Source organism: Crassaminicella thermophila (assembly GCF_008152325.1).
GTDB classification, from domain to species: domain Bacteria; phylum Bacillota; class Clostridia; order Peptostreptococcales; family Thermotaleaceae; genus Crassaminicella_A; species Crassaminicella_A thermophila.
The window spans coordinates 1,933,403-1,954,513 of the sequence record NZ_CP042243.1 but is presented as its reverse complement, the minus strand read 5'-3'; the positions used below and the strand labels follow the sequence as shown (position 1 = coordinate 1,954,513).

At 30.9% G+C, this 21,111-nt stretch carries 31 protein-coding genes and 2 pseudogenes; 32 read left to right on the top strand and 1 reads right to left on the bottom strand.

What is annotated here, in order from left to right:
• Nucleotides 1-4 precede the first annotated feature (4 nt).
• From FQB35_RS09755 to FQB35_RS09620, 28 genes and pseudogenes are all read left to right on the top strand, one after another.
• A complete protein-coding gene (locus FQB35_RS09755) occupies nt 5-1,150 on the top strand; it encodes a phage portal protein (protein ID WP_148809742.1) in 1,146 nt (381 codons plus the stop codon).
• Nucleotides 1,151-1,164: 14 nt separating this feature from the next.
• Nucleotides 1,165-1,878, top strand: coding sequence for a head maturation protease, ClpP-related (locus tag FQB35_RS09750; protein ID WP_148809741.1), 714 nt, complete (start codon nt 1,165-1,167; stop codon nt 1,876-1,878).
• Nucleotides 1,871-3,127: a phage major capsid protein gene (locus tag FQB35_RS09745; protein ID WP_148809740.1), complete on the top strand. Its 1,257-nt coding sequence runs from the start codon at nt 1,871-1,873 to the stop codon at nt 3,125-3,127. Before FQB35_RS09750 ends, FQB35_RS09745 begins: the two co-directional genes overlap by 8 nt.
• A 16-nt stretch (nt 3,128-3,143) precedes the next feature.
• Nucleotides 3,144-3,437, top strand: a complete 294-nt coding sequence (locus FQB35_RS09740) for a hypothetical protein (protein ID WP_148809739.1) — start codon at nt 3,144-3,146, stop codon at nt 3,435-3,437.
• A gap of 2 nt (nt 3,438-3,439) precedes the next feature.
• Nucleotides 3,440-3,721: a head-tail connector protein gene (locus FQB35_RS09735; protein WP_148809738.1), complete on the top strand. Its 282-nt coding sequence runs from the start codon at nt 3,440-3,442 to the stop codon at nt 3,719-3,721.
• Complete coding sequence (locus FQB35_RS09730; RefSeq protein ID WP_148809737.1) at nt 3,718-4,047, top strand: phage head closure protein; 330 nt, start codon at nt 3,718-3,720, stop codon at nt 4,045-4,047. Before FQB35_RS09735 ends, FQB35_RS09730 begins: the two co-directional genes overlap by 4 nt.
• Complete coding sequence (locus FQB35_RS09725; protein ID WP_148809736.1) at nt 4,047-4,484, top strand: HK97 gp10 family phage protein; 438 nt, start codon at nt 4,047-4,049, stop codon at nt 4,482-4,484. Before FQB35_RS09730 ends, FQB35_RS09725 begins: the two co-directional genes overlap by 1 nt.
• Before the next feature lie 11 nt (nt 4,485-4,495).
• Nucleotides 4,496-4,939, top strand: a complete 444-nt coding sequence (locus FQB35_RS09720; protein WP_148809735.1) for a phage tail terminator family protein — start codon at nt 4,496-4,498, stop codon at nt 4,937-4,939.
• Between the two features lie 23 nt (nt 4,940-4,962).
• Nucleotides 4,963-6,054, top strand: a complete 1,092-nt coding sequence (locus tag FQB35_RS09715) for a phage tail sheath C-terminal domain-containing protein (RefSeq protein ID WP_148809734.1) — start codon at nt 4,963-4,965, stop codon at nt 6,052-6,054.
• A gap of 20 nt (nt 6,055-6,074) precedes the next feature.
• Nucleotides 6,075-6,506, top strand: coding sequence for a phage tail tube protein (locus FQB35_RS09710; RefSeq protein WP_148809733.1), 432 nt, complete (start codon nt 6,075-6,077; stop codon nt 6,504-6,506).
• Nucleotides 6,507-6,574: 68 nt separating this feature from the next.
• Nucleotides 6,575-7,003: a hypothetical protein gene (locus tag FQB35_RS09705; protein ID WP_148809732.1), complete on the top strand. Its 429-nt coding sequence runs from the start codon at nt 6,575-6,577 to the stop codon at nt 7,001-7,003.
• 198 nt (nt 7,004-7,201) lie between these two features.
• On the top strand, nt 7,202-9,196 hold the full coding sequence (locus tag FQB35_RS09700; RefSeq protein ID WP_148809731.1) for a phage tail tape measure protein: 1,995 nt from the start codon (nt 7,202-7,204) through the stop codon (nt 9,194-9,196).
• Nucleotides 9,197-9,199: 3 nt separating this feature from the next.
• Complete coding sequence (locus FQB35_RS09695; RefSeq protein WP_148809730.1) at nt 9,200-9,619, top strand: phage portal protein; 420 nt, start codon at nt 9,200-9,202, stop codon at nt 9,617-9,619.
• A 1-nt stretch (nt 9,620) separates the two neighbouring features.
• Nucleotides 9,621-10,619: an XkdQ/YqbQ family protein gene (locus tag FQB35_RS09690; protein WP_148809729.1), complete on the top strand. Its 999-nt coding sequence runs from the start codon at nt 9,621-9,623 to the stop codon at nt 10,617-10,619.
• A complete protein-coding gene (locus FQB35_RS09685) occupies nt 10,619-11,065 on the top strand; it encodes a DUF2577 family protein (RefSeq protein WP_148809728.1) in 447 nt (148 codons plus the stop codon). Before FQB35_RS09690 ends, FQB35_RS09685 begins: the two co-directional genes overlap by 1 nt.
• 13 nt (nt 11,066-11,078) lie before the next feature.
• Complete coding sequence (locus FQB35_RS09680) at nt 11,079-11,531, top strand: DUF2634 domain-containing protein (RefSeq protein WP_148809727.1); 453 nt, start codon at nt 11,079-11,081, stop codon at nt 11,529-11,531.
• Nucleotides 11,532-12,575, top strand: coding sequence for a baseplate J/gp47 family protein (locus FQB35_RS09675; RefSeq protein WP_148809726.1), 1,044 nt, complete (start codon nt 11,532-11,534; stop codon nt 12,573-12,575).
• Nucleotides 12,568-13,104: a YmfQ family protein gene (locus FQB35_RS09670; protein ID WP_148809725.1), complete on the top strand. Its 537-nt coding sequence runs from the start codon at nt 12,568-12,570 to the stop codon at nt 13,102-13,104. The genes FQB35_RS09675 and FQB35_RS09670 overlap by 8 nt, the downstream gene beginning before the upstream one ends.
• A complete protein-coding gene (locus FQB35_RS09665; protein ID WP_148809724.1) occupies nt 13,105-13,431 on the top strand; it encodes a hypothetical protein in 327 nt (108 codons plus the stop codon).
• A 13-nt stretch (nt 13,432-13,444) separates the two neighbouring features.
• A pseudogene (locus tag FQB35_RS16645) lies at nt 13,445-13,546 on the top strand (tail fiber protein); the annotation flags it as partial.
• A 189-nt stretch (nt 13,547-13,735) separates the two neighbouring features.
• Complete coding sequence (locus FQB35_RS16190; RefSeq protein WP_148809723.1) at nt 13,736-14,137, top strand: hypothetical protein; 402 nt, start codon at nt 13,736-13,738, stop codon at nt 14,135-14,137.
• 16 nt (nt 14,138-14,153) lie between these two features.
• Complete coding sequence (locus FQB35_RS09650; protein ID WP_148809722.1) at nt 14,154-14,558, top strand: hypothetical protein; 405 nt, start codon at nt 14,154-14,156, stop codon at nt 14,556-14,558.
• Nucleotides 14,559-14,670: 112 nt separating this feature from the next.
• Nucleotides 14,671-15,177: a peptidoglycan recognition protein family protein gene (locus tag FQB35_RS09645; RefSeq protein WP_168198303.1), complete on the top strand. Its 507-nt coding sequence runs from the start codon at nt 14,671-14,673 to the stop codon at nt 15,175-15,177.
• Between the two features lie 8 nt (nt 15,178-15,185).
• Complete coding sequence (locus FQB35_RS09640; RefSeq protein WP_148809720.1) at nt 15,186-15,404, top strand: hemolysin XhlA family protein; 219 nt, start codon at nt 15,186-15,188, stop codon at nt 15,402-15,404.
• Nucleotides 15,405-15,408: 4 nt separating this feature from the next.
• Complete coding sequence (locus FQB35_RS09635) at nt 15,409-15,615, top strand: hypothetical protein (protein ID WP_148809719.1); 207 nt, start codon at nt 15,409-15,411, stop codon at nt 15,613-15,615.
• A 390-nt stretch (nt 15,616-16,005) separates the two neighbouring features.
• The gene (locus FQB35_RS09630) at nt 16,006-16,206 is read left to right on the top strand and encodes a helix-turn-helix domain-containing protein (protein WP_148809718.1); all 201 of its coding nucleotides are present in this window, start codon (nt 16,006-16,008) and stop codon (nt 16,204-16,206) included.
• A gap of 287 nt (nt 16,207-16,493) precedes the next feature.
• Nucleotides 16,494-17,438 (top strand): ATP-binding protein, encoded by a 945-nt coding sequence (locus FQB35_RS09625; protein ID WP_148809717.1) that lies wholly within the window; start codon nt 16,494-16,496, stop codon nt 17,436-17,438.
• Between the two features lie 11 nt (nt 17,439-17,449).
• Nucleotides 17,450-17,755, top strand: a complete 306-nt coding sequence (locus FQB35_RS09620; RefSeq protein ID WP_148809716.1) for an STAS-like domain-containing protein — start codon at nt 17,450-17,452, stop codon at nt 17,753-17,755.
• 231 nt (nt 17,756-17,986) lie between these two features.
• Here the strand turns inward: FQB35_RS09620 and FQB35_RS16185 are convergent.
• Nucleotides 17,987-18,211: pseudogene (locus FQB35_RS16185) on the bottom strand (LexA family protein); the annotation flags it as partial.
• Nucleotides 18,212-19,049: 838 nt separating this feature from the next.
• Here FQB35_RS16185 and FQB35_RS09610 point away from each other — a divergent pair.
• From FQB35_RS09610 to FQB35_RS09595, 4 genes are all read left to right on the top strand, one after another.
• Nucleotides 19,050-19,253 carry a helix-turn-helix transcriptional regulator gene (locus FQB35_RS09610; RefSeq protein WP_148809714.1) on the top strand — a complete coding sequence of 68 codons (204 nt, stop codon included), beginning with the start codon at nt 19,050-19,052 and terminating at the stop codon, nt 19,251-19,253.
• Nucleotides 19,254-19,387: 134 nt separating this feature from the next.
• Complete coding sequence (locus FQB35_RS09605; protein ID WP_148809713.1) at nt 19,388-20,299, top strand: ParM/StbA family protein; 912 nt, start codon at nt 19,388-19,390, stop codon at nt 20,297-20,299.
• Nucleotides 20,296-20,556 carry a hypothetical protein gene (locus tag FQB35_RS09600; RefSeq protein WP_148809712.1) on the top strand — a complete coding sequence of 87 codons (261 nt, stop codon included), beginning with the start codon at nt 20,296-20,298 and terminating at the stop codon, nt 20,554-20,556. The genes FQB35_RS09605 and FQB35_RS09600 overlap by 4 nt, the downstream gene beginning before the upstream one ends.
• Nucleotides 20,557-20,894: 338 nt before the next feature.
• The gene (locus tag FQB35_RS09595) at nt 20,895-21,107 is read left to right on the top strand and encodes a hypothetical protein (RefSeq protein ID WP_148809711.1); all 213 of its coding nucleotides are present in this window, start codon (nt 20,895-20,897) and stop codon (nt 21,105-21,107) included.
• Nucleotides 21,108-21,111: the final 4 nt, after the last annotated feature.

Below are 21,111 nucleotides of genomic sequence, written 5' to 3'. Positions count from 1 at the left end.
AAGTATGGGGATATTTGATAGATTTAAAAATAAAACAGTAACAGTGTCTACTTATAAATTAATTACAGATGAAGGGAATGGATTCTATTCTTGGAATGGTAATTTGTATCAGTCAGATATAGTAAGGTCTGCGATAAGACCTAAAGCAAGAGCAATAGGAAAGATTGTGGGAAAACATATAAGGAATGGGCCGGGAGGGATAAAAGTCAATCCAGAACCTTATATGAAATTTTTATTAGAAGAACCTAATCCATATATGACAGGTCAAATGTTACAAGAGAAGTTAGCAGTACAATTAGAGTTGAATAATAATGCTTTTGCTTATATTAATAGAGATGAAAACGGCTATCCTATTGAGATATATCCTATTACTGCAACTACAAGTGAAGCTATTAAAGATAGTAAAGGTATTATGTATTTAAAATTCACATTAAAAAATGGAAAAATCGTAACATTTCGATATGCAGATATAATCCATCTGAGAAAAGATTTTAATAATAATGAGATATTTGGTGATTCACCTGCCCAAGCGCTTATGCCTTTAATGGAAATAGTGAATACAACAGATCAAGGAATAGTAAAAGCTATAAAAAACTCTAATGTTATAAAATGGCTACTTAAATTCAATCAAACTTTAAGACCAGAGGATATTAAAAAACAAACAAAAGATTTTATTAACAATTATTTAAATATTGAGAGCGAAACTGTAGGTGCTGCTGCTACAGATGCAAAGATGGATGCAAAACAGGTTGATCCTAAAGATTATGTACCTAATCACATGCAAATGGATAGAACAGTACAGAGGATATATTCGTTTTTTAATACTAATGAAAAAATTGTTCAAGGGAGGTATACAGAAGATGAGTGGATTTCATATTACGAATCTGCTATTGAACCTGATGTAATACAATTAAGCGGAGAATATACAAGAAAATTATTCTCAAGAAAAGAGAGAGGATTTGGCAATAAAATAGTTTTTGAAAGCTCTAATCTAACATTTGCCAGTATGCAAACAAAACTTAATTTAGTACAATATGTAGATCGTGCAATATTAAGTCCTAATGAAGTAAGAGCAATACTTAATTTAGCACCAATACCAGATGGAGATATTTATGTAAGAAGGTTAGATACTAGACCTACAAGTGAATAAGAGGAGGTGATTAAATGGCAAAAATAAATATAAAAGGAGCAATTGTATCTAATGATATTAAATGGATTTATGAATGGTTTGAAATGGATGCAACAAGTCCTAAAGATGTAGAAAATGAAATAGAGAAGGCTAATGGAGAAGATTTAGAAGTAGAAATAAATTCTGGTGGTGGAGATGTATTTGCAGGGTCAGAAATTTATACAGCCTTAAAAAGTTACAAAGGTAATGTTGAAGTAAGAATTGTAGGTATAGCAGCAAGCGCAGCATCAGTAATTGCTATGGCAGGGGATAAAGTTTTAATATCTCCAACAGCAGAAATGATGATACATAATGTATCTTCAGTAGTAAGAGGGGATTATAGAGATTTAGAACATGAAGCAAAAGTGCTTAAAGACTATAATAGTACAATAGCAAATGCTTATATGCTTAAAAGCGGTATGAGTAAAGAGAAATTGCTTTCTATGATGAATGATGAAACATGGTTAACACCAGAAAAGGCATTGGAATATAAATTGGTTGATGAAATAATGTTCAAAAATGAATTTAAACTGGTAGCTAGTTTTAATCCTTCGCAAATACTACCACAGGAAGTTATAAACAAAATAAGAAATGAGTTTAAGAATCCGATTAATTCACAAAAAAAGAATGAATCGGATATTTTTATGCAAAAAAAAGCTTATGCACAATTAAAACTATTAAAATTAAAAGGAGAGATACATGATGAATAAACAACAATACTTAGAAAAAAGAAATGCTCTATTAGCAGAGGTGGAAAATCTTATAGCAGATGGCAATATCGAAGATTCAAATGTTAAGATGCAAGAAATAGAACAACTAGACGCTAAATGGGAACAGATAAAGCTTGCTAATGCCAATATGAATGCGCTAAAAGACAAGACTGAAGGGATTGATTTAGAAGGCAATTCAGTTGATGTCAAAGATGGTAAATTAGTGGATAATGTAGTAGAAAAAAAGACAGTAGATAAAAAACAAGAATATCAAAATGCTTGGGCTAAAGTAATGATGGGTCAAAGTTTAACTAGTGATGAAAAGATGATATTTGATGAAATAAATACCAAATTTAAAAATTCAATACAAACAACATCTACTCACCAGATTGTAATTCCAGAAACAGTGACAGAAAACATCTGGAAGGAAGCAGCAGCGCTATTTCCAATTTTGGATGATACAAGGATGACTTTTGTACCAGGAGATTTAACGATTCTTAAAGAGATTAATTCTGGAGAAGATGGAGCTTGGTATGATGAAGATTCTGCAGCAGCTGATGGAGGTTTTGAAATTGGACAACTTAATTTATCAGGATGCGAACTTGCGAAAACAATTCCAATTTCTTGGAAATTAAGGAAAATGAGTATAGATGCTTTTATTCCTTATATTACTTCATTATTAGCTGAGAAAATGGGAGCTGCATTAGCGAAAGGTATAGTATCTGGTAAAGGGAAGCCTGGTACTGGAGATACATTTAAGCCGCAACCAAAAGGTGTAGTAACAGCACTTGAAGCAGAAGCAGGGACTCCACAGATAATTATTTATGATCCTGATGCCGCTACTCCTGATCCATTGACTTATGATAAGATTGCTTTAGCAATGGGCAAAATCAAATCTGCTTACAAAAGTGGAGCTTCTATATATGCAACAAGTACTACTATTTGGAGTGAATTAGCATTGTTGAAAGATAATATGGGAAGGCCGCTTCTTATTCCGGATGTAACATCTGGTGGCGTAGGCAGAATATTTGGATTGCCAGTTAAAGAAGATGATAGTGTTGAGGAAGGAGCTATTTTAATAGGTAATGTTGCTAGAGGTTATGCTATGAATGTAAATGAAAATATGACAATATATACAGAGGATCATATTAAAGAAAGATATACAGATTATATGTCTTATGCTATTGTTGATGGCGATGTACTTACAACTAAGGCTTTTGCATTAATTAAGAAAGTAATTACAGGATAAGAAAGTGTGATTCTTGATGTATAAAGTTATTAGAGTTTTTAAAGATAAATACACCAATAATATTTATGCTATTGGGGACAGTTTTGCATCAGATGAGCCAGATCGAATAAAAGATTTATTAAGTAGAAAACTTATTGAAGGTGTGTCCGATAAGGATATGCCTTCAATATATTCTGTTGCTGACGAAAAATATTATCAGTCGATGGTTAAAAAAGACTTAATAAAACTCTTAACTGAGCGTGGCATGAAATTCAATAAAAGACAAACAAAACTTGAATTGATTGAATTACTGCTACAAGGCGGTGAATAATAATGCTTGAGAAAATAAAAAATTCTTTAAGAATAGATGATGATTCATTTGATATGGAAATACAAGACTTAATAAATGCAGCAAAAGCAGATTTGAAGTTAAGTGGTGTAGTTGAAAGCAAGATAGTTGAATTAGACCCATTAATAATAAGGGCTATTAAAACGTTTTGCAAAGCTGAATTTAGTAGTGACGATAAAGAAGCAGATAGATATAAAGAATCTTATGAGAGTATAAAGTGTCATTTATTATTATCAACTGATTATAATACGGATGTGATAGCATGAAAATAAATGAATTAAGACATAGGATAGATGTATACGGAAAAATCGAAATAGAAAATGAATTGGAGGAAGTAGACTATATAGACAGTAAAATTAAGACTATATGGGCTGCTATAATTCCACAGACTGCAAGTTTGCAAAGAGGACAAGTAGAAACTATATTAAGTAATACTACGCATAAAATAATTGTGAGATATAGCACTGGGAAAGATATTACTCAGAATATGTATATTATGTTTAGAGGTAAAAGGTTTGATATAAAATACATCCTCAATCCATATTTTAAAAATGAATTTTTAGAGATATTTTGTAGTGAGGTAATTGAGTAATGGCTGATGTAGAATTTAACACAAAAGAATTAGATCAATTTAGCAAGGATTTGCTAAGTTTAGCACAACAGATAAAAGGGAAACAAAGCAGAAAATTTATGCGAAAAGAAGGAAAGAAGTTGGCAAGAGAACAACGTAGAGAATTTAAGTCTTGTAATATTGGTACAGGCGAGGGAGATACAAAAGATATAGAAAAATCTTTTAAGGGTGGAAAAGTATTTAAAAAAGATGGGGATCTAGCTGTAAGAGGATATTCTAGTCATCCACTTACGCATCTACTCGATAAAGGTCATATAATCAAAGACAAAAACGGTAAAGAACATGGTTTTTGGGTAGGTTACAATTTTATTGATGCAGCAGCTAAGAGATTTGAAAATACTTATGTAGATGATACAGAAAAATTCATAGATGAATTGTTGCGAGAGCATAATTTGTAGGAAGTGAATATATGTTAACATATATGGATATCAAAAAAGCAATTAATGACAAGTTAAAAACACAATTTACAAATATAAAAATAGAATCTAACAATATTCAAGAAGGTATTAAACGGCCTTCTTTTTTTGTGCAATTAGATAATATTGATACAAAAAATTTCATGACAGTTGGTAGAGATAGAAATTTAACAGTTAGGATTTATTATTTTCCATCTGACAGATACAAAAATGAAATTGAATTGTTGAATATAAAAGATGATCTAGAAACTCTATTTTTATATGATGGAGTATTAGATGTTAATGGATATTTAGCTGATATAGACAATATAGAGCTAGATGTAGTTGACAACAAAGGGCAAGATAAGGTTTTACATTGTTATTTTGATTTAAAATTTTATGAAAACTGGAACAAAACTGATGAACACGAAGAAATGGAAGATTTATATTATAGCTAAAATAATTAGAAAGGAATGAGAGTATGGCAGATATCGGAATGCCTAAAATTAACATAATATTTAAAGGACTTGGAGCAAGTGCAGTACAAAGAGGGAGTAAAGGTGTAGCTTGTTTAATTGTAAAAGATACAACAAATACAGAAATGTTTGCGAAATATAGAAGCATTGATGATTTTACAGCAGAACAACAGGCAAAATATACAGCGGATAATGTGCAATACATTAAGGATGTACTAGAAGGAACACCAAAAGAGTTACTAGTGTTCAGAATCGGAGAAGGGGGAACATTAGCAGACATACTAAGTAAAGTTAAAATAAAAGCTCCTAGAAACTGCTGGATTGCTATTGCAGATGCAACGGATACAGAAACTACGGATTTAGTATCATTTGTTAAGAGTGCAGTAGCGAATAATCACAAAAGATACAAAGCAATCGTATATAATTCAAAAGCAGATGATATGCATATTGTTAATTTTACTAATTCTAAAGTTAAGTTTAAAGATGTAAGGGGAGAACAGACTGGAGATAAAGCAGTACCATATCTGCTAGGATACCTAGCAGGATTATCGCTTGATATGAGTTCAATTGCAAAAGTTCTAGATAAATTTGAAAGTGTAATAGAACCAGACAATTTAGAAGCTGCTGTAAACAATGGAGAATTTATACTTTATAACGATGAAGGAGAAGTTAGGGTAGCTAGAGGTGTAAATAGTTTAACTACAACAGGAGAAGGAATTACGGATGATATGAAATTCATCTTAATTGTAGAAGTAATGGATTTAATCTATAACGATATTTACACTACATTTGACAAATTCTACAAAGGGAAATATAAAAATAATGCAGATAATCAAGCATTATTAATAGGTGCAATTACTGCTTATTTTAAATCTTTAGCATTGGATAATTTGTTAGATGATAATTTTGATAATAGAGCTACTGTTGATTTAGAGCAACAACGATTAGCTAATATTCCTAAGTATGGGGAAGATGTTGTTTTAACGTGGGATGATGAAAAAGTTAAAAATATGACAGTAGGAACAAATGTATGGCTTAGAAGTAATATCAAGATTCTTAATGCAATGGAAGATTTTACATTTACAATTGTAATGTAAGAAAGGTTAGGTGATAAACAATGACGCAAATTGGGAATAAGCAATTTAACGGGAAAAACGGAAAGTGCTGGATTAACGATAAAAGGTATATGAATGTGTATAATTTAACTGTTACAATTACAAATAATTATGAAGAAATTCCAGATCCGAGAGATGGGCACTTTGGGAAGGTGCAAGTACCTAATGGGTATTCAATAGAGGGGAGTTTGACGCTTAGGAGAGATGGCTCTGAAATAGATTTTCTAAAAGAATTAGCAGATGCAACTAAAAATAATTTAATTCCAGAGATCAGTATTGTTGCAAAAATGGAAAGAAATGATGGCTCTAAAGCAGTTAGATATAGATATGATGAAGTAACATTCGATTCATATGATTTACAAAAATTTGAACAGGATAGTGCAACAACAGAATTGGAATTGAGTTTTAAAGCAGCTACATTTGAAGAAATTTAGCATATAGCACCCTAAAAAAAGGTGTTTTTCTTATGCATTTAAAATGAAATTAGAAAGGATTTGATAAGATGTCAAAAGGTAAAAAATTAACACTTGATGATTTTAGAAAAAAAGCATTACAGAGAGAAAAAGCTAAGAAATTATTTACATTTATAGATGTAGAGGATTTTGGAGAAATAAGATTTGAAAGACCAACGAACAATGAAATTTTAAGATATATGAATGAATGTGCTAGAGCAGTAAAAACAGATGAGAAAGGTAAAGTTATAGAACAAGATTTAACAATAATGTTTGAAGCAAGTAAAGAATTAGTATATACGTGTTGCGAATTTTTACAAGACAGAGAATTAAGGGAAGAATTAGAGATTAAAGACCCTTTAGATGTAGTATCTAAAATATTTGGCATAAATGGAACGATAGAAATTGCATCACAAATTATAGAAGAATTTGAGGGTAGAAAATTAGCTGAGGAAGTAGTTGAAGATATAAAAAACTAATAGGAGATAGTAAGAAACCAGGTGAAATGTATTGGGTGTCTTACTATCTCCAAAAAGGATTTACATTAGATTACTTACTTAATTTAGAATATGTAGAAAAACAATTCTTTTTGCGTTCTATGGAAGTGTGCCAAGAAGAAAAAGTCTTATATGATATAGAAAAATTAAAAGCCATTTTTAGAGAAAAGAGGTGAGAAAATGGCTAGAACGATTGGTACTATATTGGCGATGAGAGATAGAACTTCTCAAACCCTTATGCGTGTAAATAGAAATGTAGAAAATGTAACTAAAAACATGAAGAAATCACAACGTCAGGTGCAAAAGTGGCAGAATAACTTTGTAAAAGGCATGGATAAGATCATAAAGAAAACAGCAAAGGTAGGATTAGCCGTAGGTGCTATGTTTGGAGTTTTGGGTACAAAACTAGGATTTGAAGGACTAAAAGACTTAGAAGAAGGTGCAGCAAAAGTAAAATCTATTGCTAAAAATGCCCTGCAATTAAAAAATATCAAAAGGGATTTGCTTAAAGCAAGTACGAAAACGGGTGTAAGTGTTACGGAGTTAGCTGAAACACAGTATAGTGCAATATCTAGTGGTGTAAGTGCTAAAGATTCTTTAGGTGCTAGTGTTACAGCTACAAAACTTGCAAAGGCAGGATTCACAGATGCTAATAGTGCACTAAAAATCATGACATCAACTATGAATGTATATGGGCTTACTGGAATGAAAGCAATGCAAAGCATATCAGATAAGCTACTTGTTACACAAAATCTAGGGGTAACTACTGTTGCTGAAATGGCAGAATTTATGGGATCGTTAACCCCTATTGCAAATTCTGCTGGTGCTAGTATAGATGAACTTATGGCAGGCATGGCAAGTTTGACCAAAAATGGACTCAAAACAGATAAAGCTGTTACTGCATTTAAAGATGTATTAACAAGTGTAATAAAACCATCTGATGAAGCATCTAAGATGGCTAAAAAGTTAGGGATTAACTTTAGTGTTAGTGCTATAAAAAGTAAAGGATTAGCTAATTTTTTAGAAGAAGTGAAGAAAAAAGCTGGTGGAAATACGGAAGTAATGGGAAAACTATTTGGAAATGTTAGAGCGTTGAGTGGGGCTTTAATACTTACTGGAAAAGGGTTGCAAGATTTTAATATATCTCTTGATGCTATGAAAAATAGTGCGGGTGCAACCGATACTGCATACAAGACAATGACAAATACTATTGGATTCAAGTTAAATAAATTAAAAAATACAAGCAAGAATATATTTACAAGCATTATGAATACTCAATCTGGTTTAATTGGAAAATATGTTGATAAAATGAATGCTTGGGTAGAAAATAATGAAGATACTATACAAAGGTATGTGCAAAGAATAGGTGATGGAATTGTTAAGATTACAAAATTTATTGGGACAATAGTGGAATTTGCTCAAAAGCATGAAAAATTAATTACAACTATTTTAGTGTTTATTGGGACTTTATATACAGTTATAAAAGTGATAGGAATATTAAAAACTGTATTTACTGCATTAAATACAATATGGCTTATATTTAATGGCACATTAGCATTAACTCCACTCGGATGGATTGTGTTTTCAATAGGTGCATTAGTAGCAATAGGTTATGCACTATGGAGAAACTGGGATAAATTAACTAAAAAAGCTAGAGATTTATGGGATTGGTTCACAAACTTAATAAGTGGCACAGATGATTGGAAACTAGCACTTACAGGAATATTTGCACCGATATTATTACTAATCAAGCATTTTAATAAAGTAAAAGAAACAGCAGGTAAAGCATGGGGTGTTGTAAAGAAATTTTTCGGTTTTGGTGGAGATGACAAGAAGGAAGTTTCTGTAAATATCAAAGACAAAACTATAAAATTGAAGAAGTATGCAAAAGGTGGTATAGCGACTAGACCTTCCATATTTGGTGAAGCAGGGCCAGAAATAGCAATACCACTTAAGAAAAATAATTCACGTTCTCAAAGATTATTAGATCAAGCGAATAGTATTATAAATGGGAAGAAAGAAAATTCAACTTCTGTAGACAACTCAAAATTTATCAATATTGTTATAAATTTTAATGGTACTACAATTGGTGAACAGGAGTTTTTTGAGAAGGCAGGACAGTATATTGTATATAAAATTAAATCAACAATTGCCAATATGGCAGGAGGTGATTAGATAATGAATATTGTAGTAAGCGCAAATAACAATAAAGAGATATTTGTATTACCAGTTGTGCCTACTGATATTGAGATACATATTCCACAAAATAACGAAGAATTTCAAACAATTAATAGTGGAACACTCAATCTAATAGGAGATGTAGGGCTAAGAACATTATCTATTTCTTCTATATTCCCAACTCATCAGTACAAATGGTTAAAAGCAGGAAGTAATAGCAATGGTTGGGAGTATGTAGAGTTTTTAAATAGGTGGCGTAAGGCTAAAGTACCGATCCGCATTGTAATTACACGCAAAGATGGATCAGAAGTGCTAAACATGGCATGTACTATAGAAAGTTTCATATATGGACTTACAAGAAATGAAGATATTAGATATACTTTAGATTTAAAAGAATATAAATTTGTGAAGGTGGTGTAATATGGATAATTACACTGTCTTAATAATTAAAGATAATTCACAAAGATTTAATATTACGCAATTGTGTTCGAATTTGAATTGGAGAGATAGTTTAGAAACTTTAGGAATGGAATTTTCTTTTGACGTAGCAAGAAATATAGAAGATAAATATATGGTGAATTGGGATTTAGTTGAAATAGGAGATAAAGTTATATTTGCTAACAATAATGTAGAAATATTTAGAGGGATTATTACGGACTTATTAACTGAAAGATACAAAAAGTCAGTTACTGCATTCGATTATGCTTTTTATCTCAACCAATCGAGGATTATTATTCAATTTAGAAAGACGAGTGCTACAGATGCTATTAAGCAATTATGTTCAAAATTTAATGTTCCTATTGGCAATGTTACAAACATTTCTACACAAATTACAAAAATATATAAAGATAAAACTGTAGCAGAAATTATAAAAGACATATTAGAGCAAGCTACAAATGAACTAAATATTAAATATAGATTAGAAATGCGAAAAGGCAAGTTGTACATTGAAAAATATACTGATTTAATCGTAAAACCTACTTTCCAACCTGCTAGTAATATAACATCTTTTAATATATTTGATGCTATTGGAAATATTAGCAAAACAGAATCAATAAGAGATATGAGAAATAGCATATTGATTACTTCTAGTGATGAAAAAAGTAGTAGGGTAATAGCAACTGCTAAAGATGATAAAAATATTGCAAAGTTTGGGTTATTACAAGATGTTGAAAGTGTAGACAACAAAGATATAGCACAAGCACAAAATATAGCTAGAAATAAACTGAAAGAACTAAATAAAGTAAATGAAGATATTACTTTAGAATTGCTAGGTGATGATAAGGTTAGAAGTGGCAGAATACTTGAAATTAATAATGATTCATTTGGGTTAAATGGACAATATCTTGTTAAAGACTGTACTCACACTTATAACAATTCTATTCACAAAATGAATATAACAGTTGAGAAGGTGATATAGTGAAAAAAGAAAACTGGGACATAGAATTGGCTAAAATGTTTGCAGAAAGAAATAACAAAAGAAATATAGGTAATGTTATTGGCCAAGTGGTGAGTATTTTTCCAGATATAAAGATTAGTATTTTAGATGGCAATATTATTCTGCATAAGGAGCAATTATATTGTTGTGCTCATGTTTTAGCTGGATATACAAGACAAATTAAGAATACAAATATTAGTTTGGAAGATTTTAAAGCTACTACTGGAGAAACAACACATAAATTAAAACCAGACGGTTCATATAATAACTATGAATATAGTAATATTGAAATTCCATCTGCTACTAAATCATTAGAAACTGCGAAAATGGAATTTATGGATACCCTTCAAGTTGGTGATGAAGTGTTACTAATTCATACAGTAGATGAACAAACATGGTTTATAGTAGATAAAATAATTAAGCTATAAGGTAGGTGATGATATGTTTCCAAGCTTAGATTTAGATACTACTATAAGTAAAGTAGAAAAGAACACAATACAGCAAAATCTTGGCACTAGTTTTTTATTTGACTTTACCGAAGGAGATTTTGTTATTAGAGATGGAAAACTAGTAAAAGCTGAAGATATTGAAGCTATAAAAGTTTGGATTGAAAAGATATTAAGAACTGAAAAATTCAAATTTAAAATATATGAAAAAGAAGATATTAATGAAGAATATGGAATAACAATTAAAAAACTAATTATGGGGAAAAAGCTTCCATTTGGTTTTATAAGGTCTGAATTAAAAAGAGAAATTACGGAAGCCTTACTAAAACACCCAATGATTGTAGACATTAACAATTTTAGAACAATACAAGAAAGAGCTACCTTGAAAGTATTCTTTACAGTGAACTTAGAAGATGGTCGCACCTTCGACCAGGAGGTGAATATATAGATGGCAGATGATAGAGATACAATACAAAATAGAATGCTACAAAACATATCAGATGAATATGACAAGACCGAAGGGTCTTTTTTTTATGATGTTTTAAAGTCTGTAGCTATAGAGTTGGAAAATGCTTATAAAAAACAAGAATCTATACTAGATAAAGGCTTTGTAGAAACTGCTACAGGAGAATGGCTAGATAAGAAAGTAGCAGAACAAGGCTTGACAAGAAAGTCTGCCACAAAAGCTACTACTATTGTTACAATAACAGGAAGTGAAGGAACAATAGTAAACGAAGGAACATTAGTAGCTAGCGATACTGTTAATTTTGTTGTAAAAGAAACTAAAACAATAGATGCTACAGGACAAGTAGATGTTTTAGTTGAGTGTGAAGAAGAAGGAAGTATAGGAAATGTACCAGCAGGAGCAATAAAATATTTTCCTGTAACAATTGCAGGTTTAACTGGCGTGACAAATCTTAATGCAGTAACTAATGGATATGATGGTGAAACTGACGAAGAATTAAGACAGAGATATTTTGATAAGGTTAGAACTCCTGCAACAAGTGGTAACAAATGGCATTATAGAAATTGGGCTAAGGAAGTTACAGGAGTTGGAGATGCTAGAGTTTTTCCGCTTGCCAATGGTCCAGGAACAGTAAAGGTAATGATTATAGATAGTAATAAAACAGGAGCAGAACAAGAGTTAATAGATGCAGTATATAACCACATTGAAGAAAATAGACCAATAGGCGCAACAGTAACAGTTGTAAGTGCAACAGAAGTTCCAATAAATATTAATGTGACTTTAACTATTGATACAGACAATTATGCAGAGCAAGAGGTAATAACAAATATAGAAAATAATATAACTGCATATTTGAAAGAAATAGCTTTTGTAGAGGACTATGTAAGCTATGCAAAAGTCGGTAGCATTATATTAGATACTATAGGAGTACTTGACTATTCAAATTTAATTGTAAATGGTGGCACTTCAAACATAACTATAGCTGATAATGAAGTTGCAGTTTTAGGTGGTGTAACAAATGTCTAATCAGCTTATGAAATACCTTCCTGGTTACTATAAAACAAGTCAAGTAATAGCTAATATCACAGATGTAGAAAATAGCGAAATACAGCAATTCAAAACAAGTTTAGATAATACGCTTAATCAATTCTTTGTAGATCTAGCTGATACATCATTAGATAGATGGGAAAAAGAGTTAGGGATACCTGTAAATAAGAACAAAGATATAAAGTATAGAAGAAGTGTTATAAAATCAAAAATTCGAGGGCAAGGTACTATAACCATAAATTTAATTAAAAATGTAGCTGAAAGCTATAGTAATGGAGAGGTTGAAGTTACAGAGAATAATTCAAACTATTTATTTACTATAACTTTTGTTGGGACAAAAGGAATTCCACCCAATATGGATGATTTAAAAAATGCCATAGAAGATATTAAGCCAGCACATTTAGGATTTACTTTTGAATATACTTACAATACTTATCAGTATTTATCGCAGTTTACCCACGCTGATTTAGCTTTATATACTCATACTGATTTAAGAGAGGTGATATAATTGCCTGATTATACTGAAAATTATAAGTTAAAGAAACCTTTAGCAAATGAAAATTACAATATTGAAGATTTTAATACTAATGCTGATATTATTGATGCTGAATTAAAAAATGTTAACGATAAAATAAGTGAAATAAGAAATGATATTAACAATTTAGATATACCAGTAACATCAGTAAATAACAAAACTGGAGATATAGTTTTGACTGCTGCAGATGTAGGAGCAGAAACTCCTTCTGGAGCTCAAGCAAAAGCTAATGTGGCAGAACAAAATGCAAAGAATTATGCTGATAGTATAAAAGCCAACAAAATTAAGTCAGTTAAGTAATGATGTAGGATATATAACAACACAAAGAGCTGTATCAGATAGTGTAACTAGTACAAGTTCTACTACAGCAGCAAGTAGTAAAGCAGTTAAAACCGCATATGACAAAGCAAATGATGCATACAGTAAAGTTACATCTGCTACTTATGTTAGAGATAGAGTTAAGGCGGCAGATGGTCATGGTAGTGGTTTAGATGCGGACTTACTTGATGGGTGGCATAGGGATTCTATAAGAGATTGGAATCACTTACTAAATAGACCATCTTCGCTCCCTGCTAATGGTGGAAATGCTGATAGCGTAGATGGATTGCATTTTAGAGAATACAACGGGAGCTTACAATATTACTATGGAGGGAAGTGGAAAAATTTGAATGGAAATGCTTACGATGCGAGTAAAATTAGAGTAGGGGCAGCAAACCATATTAGAGGAGATGTAGGTGAAGTAAATATACTTAATATAACCGGAAGTGGAGAGTTAATAAATCTCGCAGTATACCTTTATGATAATGCAAATTTGTATTCTTTAAGAGTAAACATAGATGGTAGTGATATTATAAATTTAAGTGATTATGTAATGCAAACATTTACTGATACATCAGGTAGTTTAACTTTTGTAAATGCCCCAATAAGATTTGATTCAAGTTTAAGTATTTATGTTGATGTTACTTCCAGTTACAATTCTGTTGTTTATGGATATGTATTAGATTAATAAGGAGGGTAATGATATGTTTAGTGTAGAAAATGGTACAGTTTTTGAAGTCGAAGAAGTTGATACAGGAATTCAAAATGCTGTGATTAAAAAGTGGTATGGAAAAGAAATGAAGCTAGAAAAGGTTGAAGAAGGAAATACAAGAATTTATAAATGGGTAAAATTCGATTTAGATAATGGTGATTATGTAGATGATATAACTAATACAGATTTAATTAATGTAGATGGTGTTGATTATACACCTGTAGATGGGCGAGTAGAAACTGATATAACAGAAGAACTAAAGGAGAAAAAATTAGAAGAACTTAAAAATCAATACTTGCAACTTATTAGAGATGCGAGAGATTTAGGTGAAGATGCTGAAGTAACAAGACTACAACAAGAGTATCAACAGAAAAAAACAGAGATTGAAAATGCATAGTATAAGCACCTTATAGGTGTTATTTTTATGCAGAAAAGAGGAGGAAATGCAATATGAATAATCCAAATAAAATTATTTTACATCATAGCCTTACTAAAAGATGGTAAGGTTGTTGATTTTTAATGCAATCAAAAGATATCATATGCAGGTTAGGGGATGGAGCGATATAGGCTATCATTATGTGATAGAAAAAGTTGGAGATAAATATGAAATTCTAAAAGGCAGAGATGAAAAGACACCAGGAGCGCATTGCAAAGAACAGCATTGCAATTTTGAATCAATTGGAATTTGTTTGGTAGGAAATTTTGATATAGCAGAACCACCACAGGCGCAATTAGATAAGCTTTATGAGTTATTAGAAGATATATTTAAGCGATATGGAAAGATGAAGATTTACGGACATAATCATTTTGCAAAATACAAGAGTTGTCCTGGAACTAAGTTTCCTATGAACAAAGTACTTGCTGAAGCTTTTCAAAGAAAGAAAAAACATTGGGCCGAAAAGTGTTTTATTAATCTTAACAACAAGGGCATTACAATACATGAAAAGAGATTCAATGATCCAATTACAAGAGGAGAAGTATTTGCATTACTGGATCAATTAACAGATAGAAAGTAGGTGTTGCTATGGTATGTGAAAGACACGAGGAGATTGTAAATCGTTTAAACAATCATGCTGATAGAATTAAACAACTAGAAATAAATAATGCAAAAACAGGAGAGAAAATTACAAGCTTGATAGAAAAATTAGAGAATCTAACAAGCTGGATTAAAGCTTTAGTAATGCTAGGCGGTACTACATTGCTAGGCTTTTTCTTTTGGTACATACAAAACATAGGGAGGTAATATTATGGAATTTATAAGGAAAATCAAATTTGAATATGTATATGCTTTAATAGTGCTTCTTGTCCTTTCAGGAGCATTATTCTATTTTAGACAAGAAAAAATGATACTAATGATTTTAGGTGCTTTGATTGCTAGTAGCAGCAGTATTACTACTTTCTTTTTCACGAAGCATGATCCAAAAAGTGAGAAGAAAGAAGACGCAGGGGCTTAGGCTCCTGTTTTTTTGTTTTTGAGAAAATGGAAAATATTTCTTGACACTATACCGAAAATACGGTATAATATAATTAAGAAAGAGAGGTGAGGAAATGCTAGATGAAATTGAAAAAGTCGTCCATATCATCTTCGAAGTAGTAAGTACCATCGCCATAGTAGTTGCACTTCAAAGAGATAGAAACGACTAATCACAGGGGCTAAAAAGCCCCAACTCTTAATACTATTATATCACATCTAGCATAAAACTATGAATAAAAAATATCTAGTAGGCTTATTGATTATTCAAGCACTTCACTTATTAACACCATATAAAGTATTTGATGTATTATTCTATCTAGGGATAACACTACTAATAATTGATCTATTAAGAAGGAAATAGGGTGATTAAATGGCATTTAAAAAAGTATTAGAAGATAACAATGTTTCTGGTTACAGGTTATCAAAGGATATAGGGATACCACAACAAACTATATCAGATTATGTATCTGGGAAAAAGAATTTTAATAGTATGAAAATTGGTGTTGCGAAAAAAATTGCTGATTATCTTGGCATGACATTAGACGAATTATATGAAAAATCAACTAATTAATATTTCCTACGAAAAAGCAATAAGAGAGTGGTATATGCTGTGTTTAGGGGAATGTGTGTATAGCAGGATGAAGTTGCTGCTATAGATGGGGAGATATAGAATGTATTGATAAGGTAGGATTACTCCTACCCTTTTGAAATTATAATATTGCTTTGCCGAGAACGTATGTTCTGATATAATGTATGTATTCCCTATTTTAGTAAAAAAGAGGAAAGTTTAAATATTATGTAGAAATAGTATTAATTGACAAAAAAGGAAAAATGTTTTACTAAAAAGGGGGATTAACTTTGGATTTAACTGTAAGAGTTCGAGGAGCGTTAAATTTTGATACATTAGATAGTTTTTTGGCAGATAATAATAATGTGTTGAATAATAATTACACAAAATATGATAGTCTTGTTTTTGACTTAGAACATTTAACATTTATTTCTCCAGTTGGATTTTGCACTTTGGCCTGTTTGATTAAGTATTGTCAGCATAATAAAATAGCAAATGAGTACAAATTAATACCTTCTAAACATGTAAATTCTTACTTTGAACGAATGGATTTTTACAACGCTTTTGGTGTTGATATAGGTATAACACAATGTAGATATGACTGTTCAAATAGATTGATGGAACTTAAAGAAATTAAAGGGCAGAATCCAAATGAAGATTCACAAATAGCAGAGCACTTTAAACATATTTTTCAATCACAAATAAAAGGAGATTCTAATATATTAGAAGCGGTTTCATATTCAATAGGAGAAATAGTAGATAATACAATACGTCATTCATTATCGCCTATTAACGGTTTTATATGTGCACAAACTTATCGAAATAAAAGAAAGCTTGAAATATGTATTGCAGATTGCGGAATTGGCATACCAAAAAGTTTAAAATCCAGCAATAATATAGACCCTTCAGAAAGGGATTGCTTAGTCTATGACCACGAATATATACTTTATGCACTAAGAAAAGGTATATCAAGTAAATATGGAAAAGGCCATACTGGAGAAGGACTATTTTTCTCATCAGAATTTATAAAAGAAAACTATGGAAGAATGAAAATTATTTCCGGAAAGGGGTTATGTTTGATAAAAAATGGAAATGATGTATTACAAATGGATATTGATTGCTGGACAGGAACAATAGTAGCGTTAGAGTTTCAATTAGACAATGAGGTAAATGTAAAAAATATATTTGATAGGGAATTTCCGATGGATAGTACGGAGGATTTTGATTGGATTTAAGGAGGTGCTTTATGGTGATTAGAATGGATCAATGGGGAAAAGTTTTAAGCACTAGAGATTTGGGAGCAAACATTAGACAAAAAATAATTGTTGAATTCAATAAACAAGACCAAGATATAGTAATTGACTTTATTAATGTTGAAGGAATCAATCAATCTTGCGCAGACGAAGTTTTTGGAAAAATGTTACTTGAGATAGGCTTAGATAACTTCAAAAAAAGAATAAAGTTTAATAATATGAATGACACAATTTCAAGTGTTGTTAAATATGTTATGGCATCAAGATGGTCAAATTTAAAAAATAACGCAATCAATTAAACAGGGCAGGAAAGATTTCCTGCCCTTCCTTTATAACTTCCTAAACACCCCTTCGACAACGCCTAGAATATTCTTAGCCGATCTAGTATATTTCCTGAAAGAAATCTTATCATTAATGCGCACAGCTATAATATCATCTTTTTTAGGAGAAACATTTTTCAAAAGTATATGATCTCCTTTTAGAATTCCAAGAGCAATATTATCTTTTGAAGCCTGAACTATGATATGTTTGTTATTTTCCTTTTCTACTATTTCAATGCATCTTGGCTTAGTTGAATCCCTTCTAATATAACCATTCTTTTCAAGATTTTCTAAATGTCCATGTACAGTAGAAGAAGAACTCAAACCAACAGAATTACAAATCTCTCTAACAGTAGGAGGATAGCCTTTCTCATCTATTTCTTTTCTTATATAATCAAGTATTTGTTGTTGTCTTTTACTTAAAGTACGATTCATAGAATCACCTCAAGAAAATAATACCATATATTAGAAATAAAAACAAACATATGTTCGTACATAATGTTTATTTGATCAAAAAAGGGGAAGAGCGCCAAAATAATTGACGCTCTTTTGGGGTTAAGTTTTTACAATTAAACTTTGAAATATGGATCTGTTTTTAGTTGAAAAAATATTCATTTCAATAGTAATTGTTTTCACCCCTTTTTTTGATCACATGTAAGCCCCCTTTTTTTCTTAATTCTTTACAAGTGGTCAGCTTGTGATAATTAAGAAAGTTCCTACTGATAGCTATAACAAAAGTTACTTATGTTAAAATAATCTTATCATCTTTTTCCAAAATTTGCAATATACATATAATAAGTAAGAGTTAAGCCTGTACTAATATGTTACTGTGTATGAGGCAATTTATCAAATCTGCGCCCGCTCACTGTCACATATAGGATAGTAAGACTCAGGTAGATTGACCAGATCGTAACAGATTCACACCACAAAATCGATAAATAAGTATATAGTGTAATGAAATTGGCAAAACTCTTACTGCACATTTATATTAAAACAGTTCTATTTGCGATACTGCGCAATAGAAACTGCCAAACTAGCAAACATAAGAAATATTGTTATAACTTCATACATTGTATCAGTGGACCTTTCCCCTATATGTGCCTTGGGTGCAGGAAAATTATACCACAAACAGGGCGATTTATGAGATTTTCGTCATAAATTGCCTGATTGTTTGTTTTTTTGACAATCCTTTTGTCGAAACTTTCCTAAAGGAATCCTCACTTTAACATAAAATACATAATATATTAACTAAAGATAATATGAGGTGGGGGATATGGGGGTAAAGCACAGATTAAAAGAAATAAGAATGAAAGAATATATGATGAAACAAAAAGAATTTGCCGAGAGAGTTTTAGAAATGGATTATAGGAAATACAATAACTATGAAAATGGAACTACTCCATCAGGAGAAGCAATGCTATATATAGCGAAGAAATTAAAAAGACCTGTTGAAGAGATATTTTACCTGGAAGATTAACCAGGTATTTTTTTTATATAAAAAATCGAAAGTTTTGGAAAAAATTCATATGGACATGCAATTTTTTGAGTAGTGTTCATATACTATAGTAAGTTTACAAAAAGTAAACAAAATCGTATACAGGAGGGAATGGTATGAATATTGGATTAGATAATGGAAGAGGTAATGTTAAAGTTGTTTGTGGTAACAGAAGAAAAATATTTGAGTCTTATTGCGGTAGAGGCTATGAAATGGATTTTTCATATGGTAAAGAAAACTATGAAGTGCAAATAGATAATGAAAAATATTTTGTTGGAGCACTTGCTAAAAGAGAAGGTATGTCTAGATGTTTTCAGAAACACAAAATCGACAACAAGCGAACAAAACCACTTGTGTTAACAGCAATATCTCTAATGACTATTCAAGATAGCAATGTCAATATTGTTACAGGTACGCCAATATCAGATTATAGGGAACAAAAGGATCAAATTGAGATGTATTTAAGAGGAAAATATAAAGTTAAAGTTACAGAGGAGGAGCAAAAAGAAATTGAGATAGAAAATGTTAAAGTGTTTCCTGAAGGTGCTGGAGCTTACTTTTCAAAAATTCTTAATATGAATGGAGAGGTATGTGATAAAGAACTAGCTACTACAAAAGTGGGGATTGTAGATATAGGTTATAAAACGACAAATATATCAGTGTTTGATAATTTGAAATTTGTAGATAAATTAAGCGCAACGTTTAATTTTGGAATACATCAAGCATTCAACATGATCTATAAAAGATTATCAAGAGAAGAAGATATAACACCTGAACAAGTAGAGAATATAACTACTGGCTATGAATTTAAAACCTTGTCTGATAGGATACAGACAGAAATTAATAAATTTTGGGGTAATATATCATTTAAAATATTCATTTGTGGCGGGGGAGCATATTTATTAAAAGACTATTTTCCTAAATTTGAATTGATTAATAAACCAGAATTTGCAAATGCAGAAGGATATTATAAAATAGCACAGATGCTTTACAAACCTAAAGTAGAAAGGTGGACTTTTGGGCAATGAAAGTTTTTAGCATAAGAGTTCCAGAAGAGGTATGTGTAAAGCTTAAAACTATGGATAAGGATGATCTGCGAAAAATTTTAGCCGAAATAACAGGAATCACATATAAAGAAAAAAATAAATTAATATTAATCGAGAACATAGTTAAAAAATATTTAGATGAGAATTTAGCTAGGCTAGACATTAAAGAGAAAGAAGAAAAAGGAGATAAAGATATGACTTCAAAAGCTATGAATGCAGTATTAGAGATTATAGGTTAGGAAATAAAAACCTTCTCATGAAGGCTGGAAGAAGGCTATGATTACTGTTAAGCGAATGCCTTCGCTAACAGTATATGCGAAGGTGTTCAAAAAAATGCTAGTACTATAGAAATTAAGCTAAAAATTTTGCAACAATACTAGAAATACCTATTAACATTAACCCGATGCCAACATCAACTAACATACTATCATCTCCTTTAATGATAGTATTAACCTGAAAGGGGAGTTATAAACATGAAAGATATTTTAACAATTGCAGATGTTGGAATTTTTATCTTGGGATTTTGGTTTATATTACGAGGATTATACAGAGGAATAATTAAAAGGAGGTTTTATAAGTGAAAGGACTATCAGGACTAAGTGCGAAATTAATGCCTGTGTTTAAAACTTTACTACATGAAGTAGCAAGTTTAAGTTGGATTGCAGCATTAGCAATGATAGCAATTGGTGGGGCATTATTTATGTTTGGGAATGAATTTGGAGCCAAAAAACTATGCAGAAACGCTATATATGGATGGATTATTATTCAAATAGTTAATATGTTAGCGTAGGTGA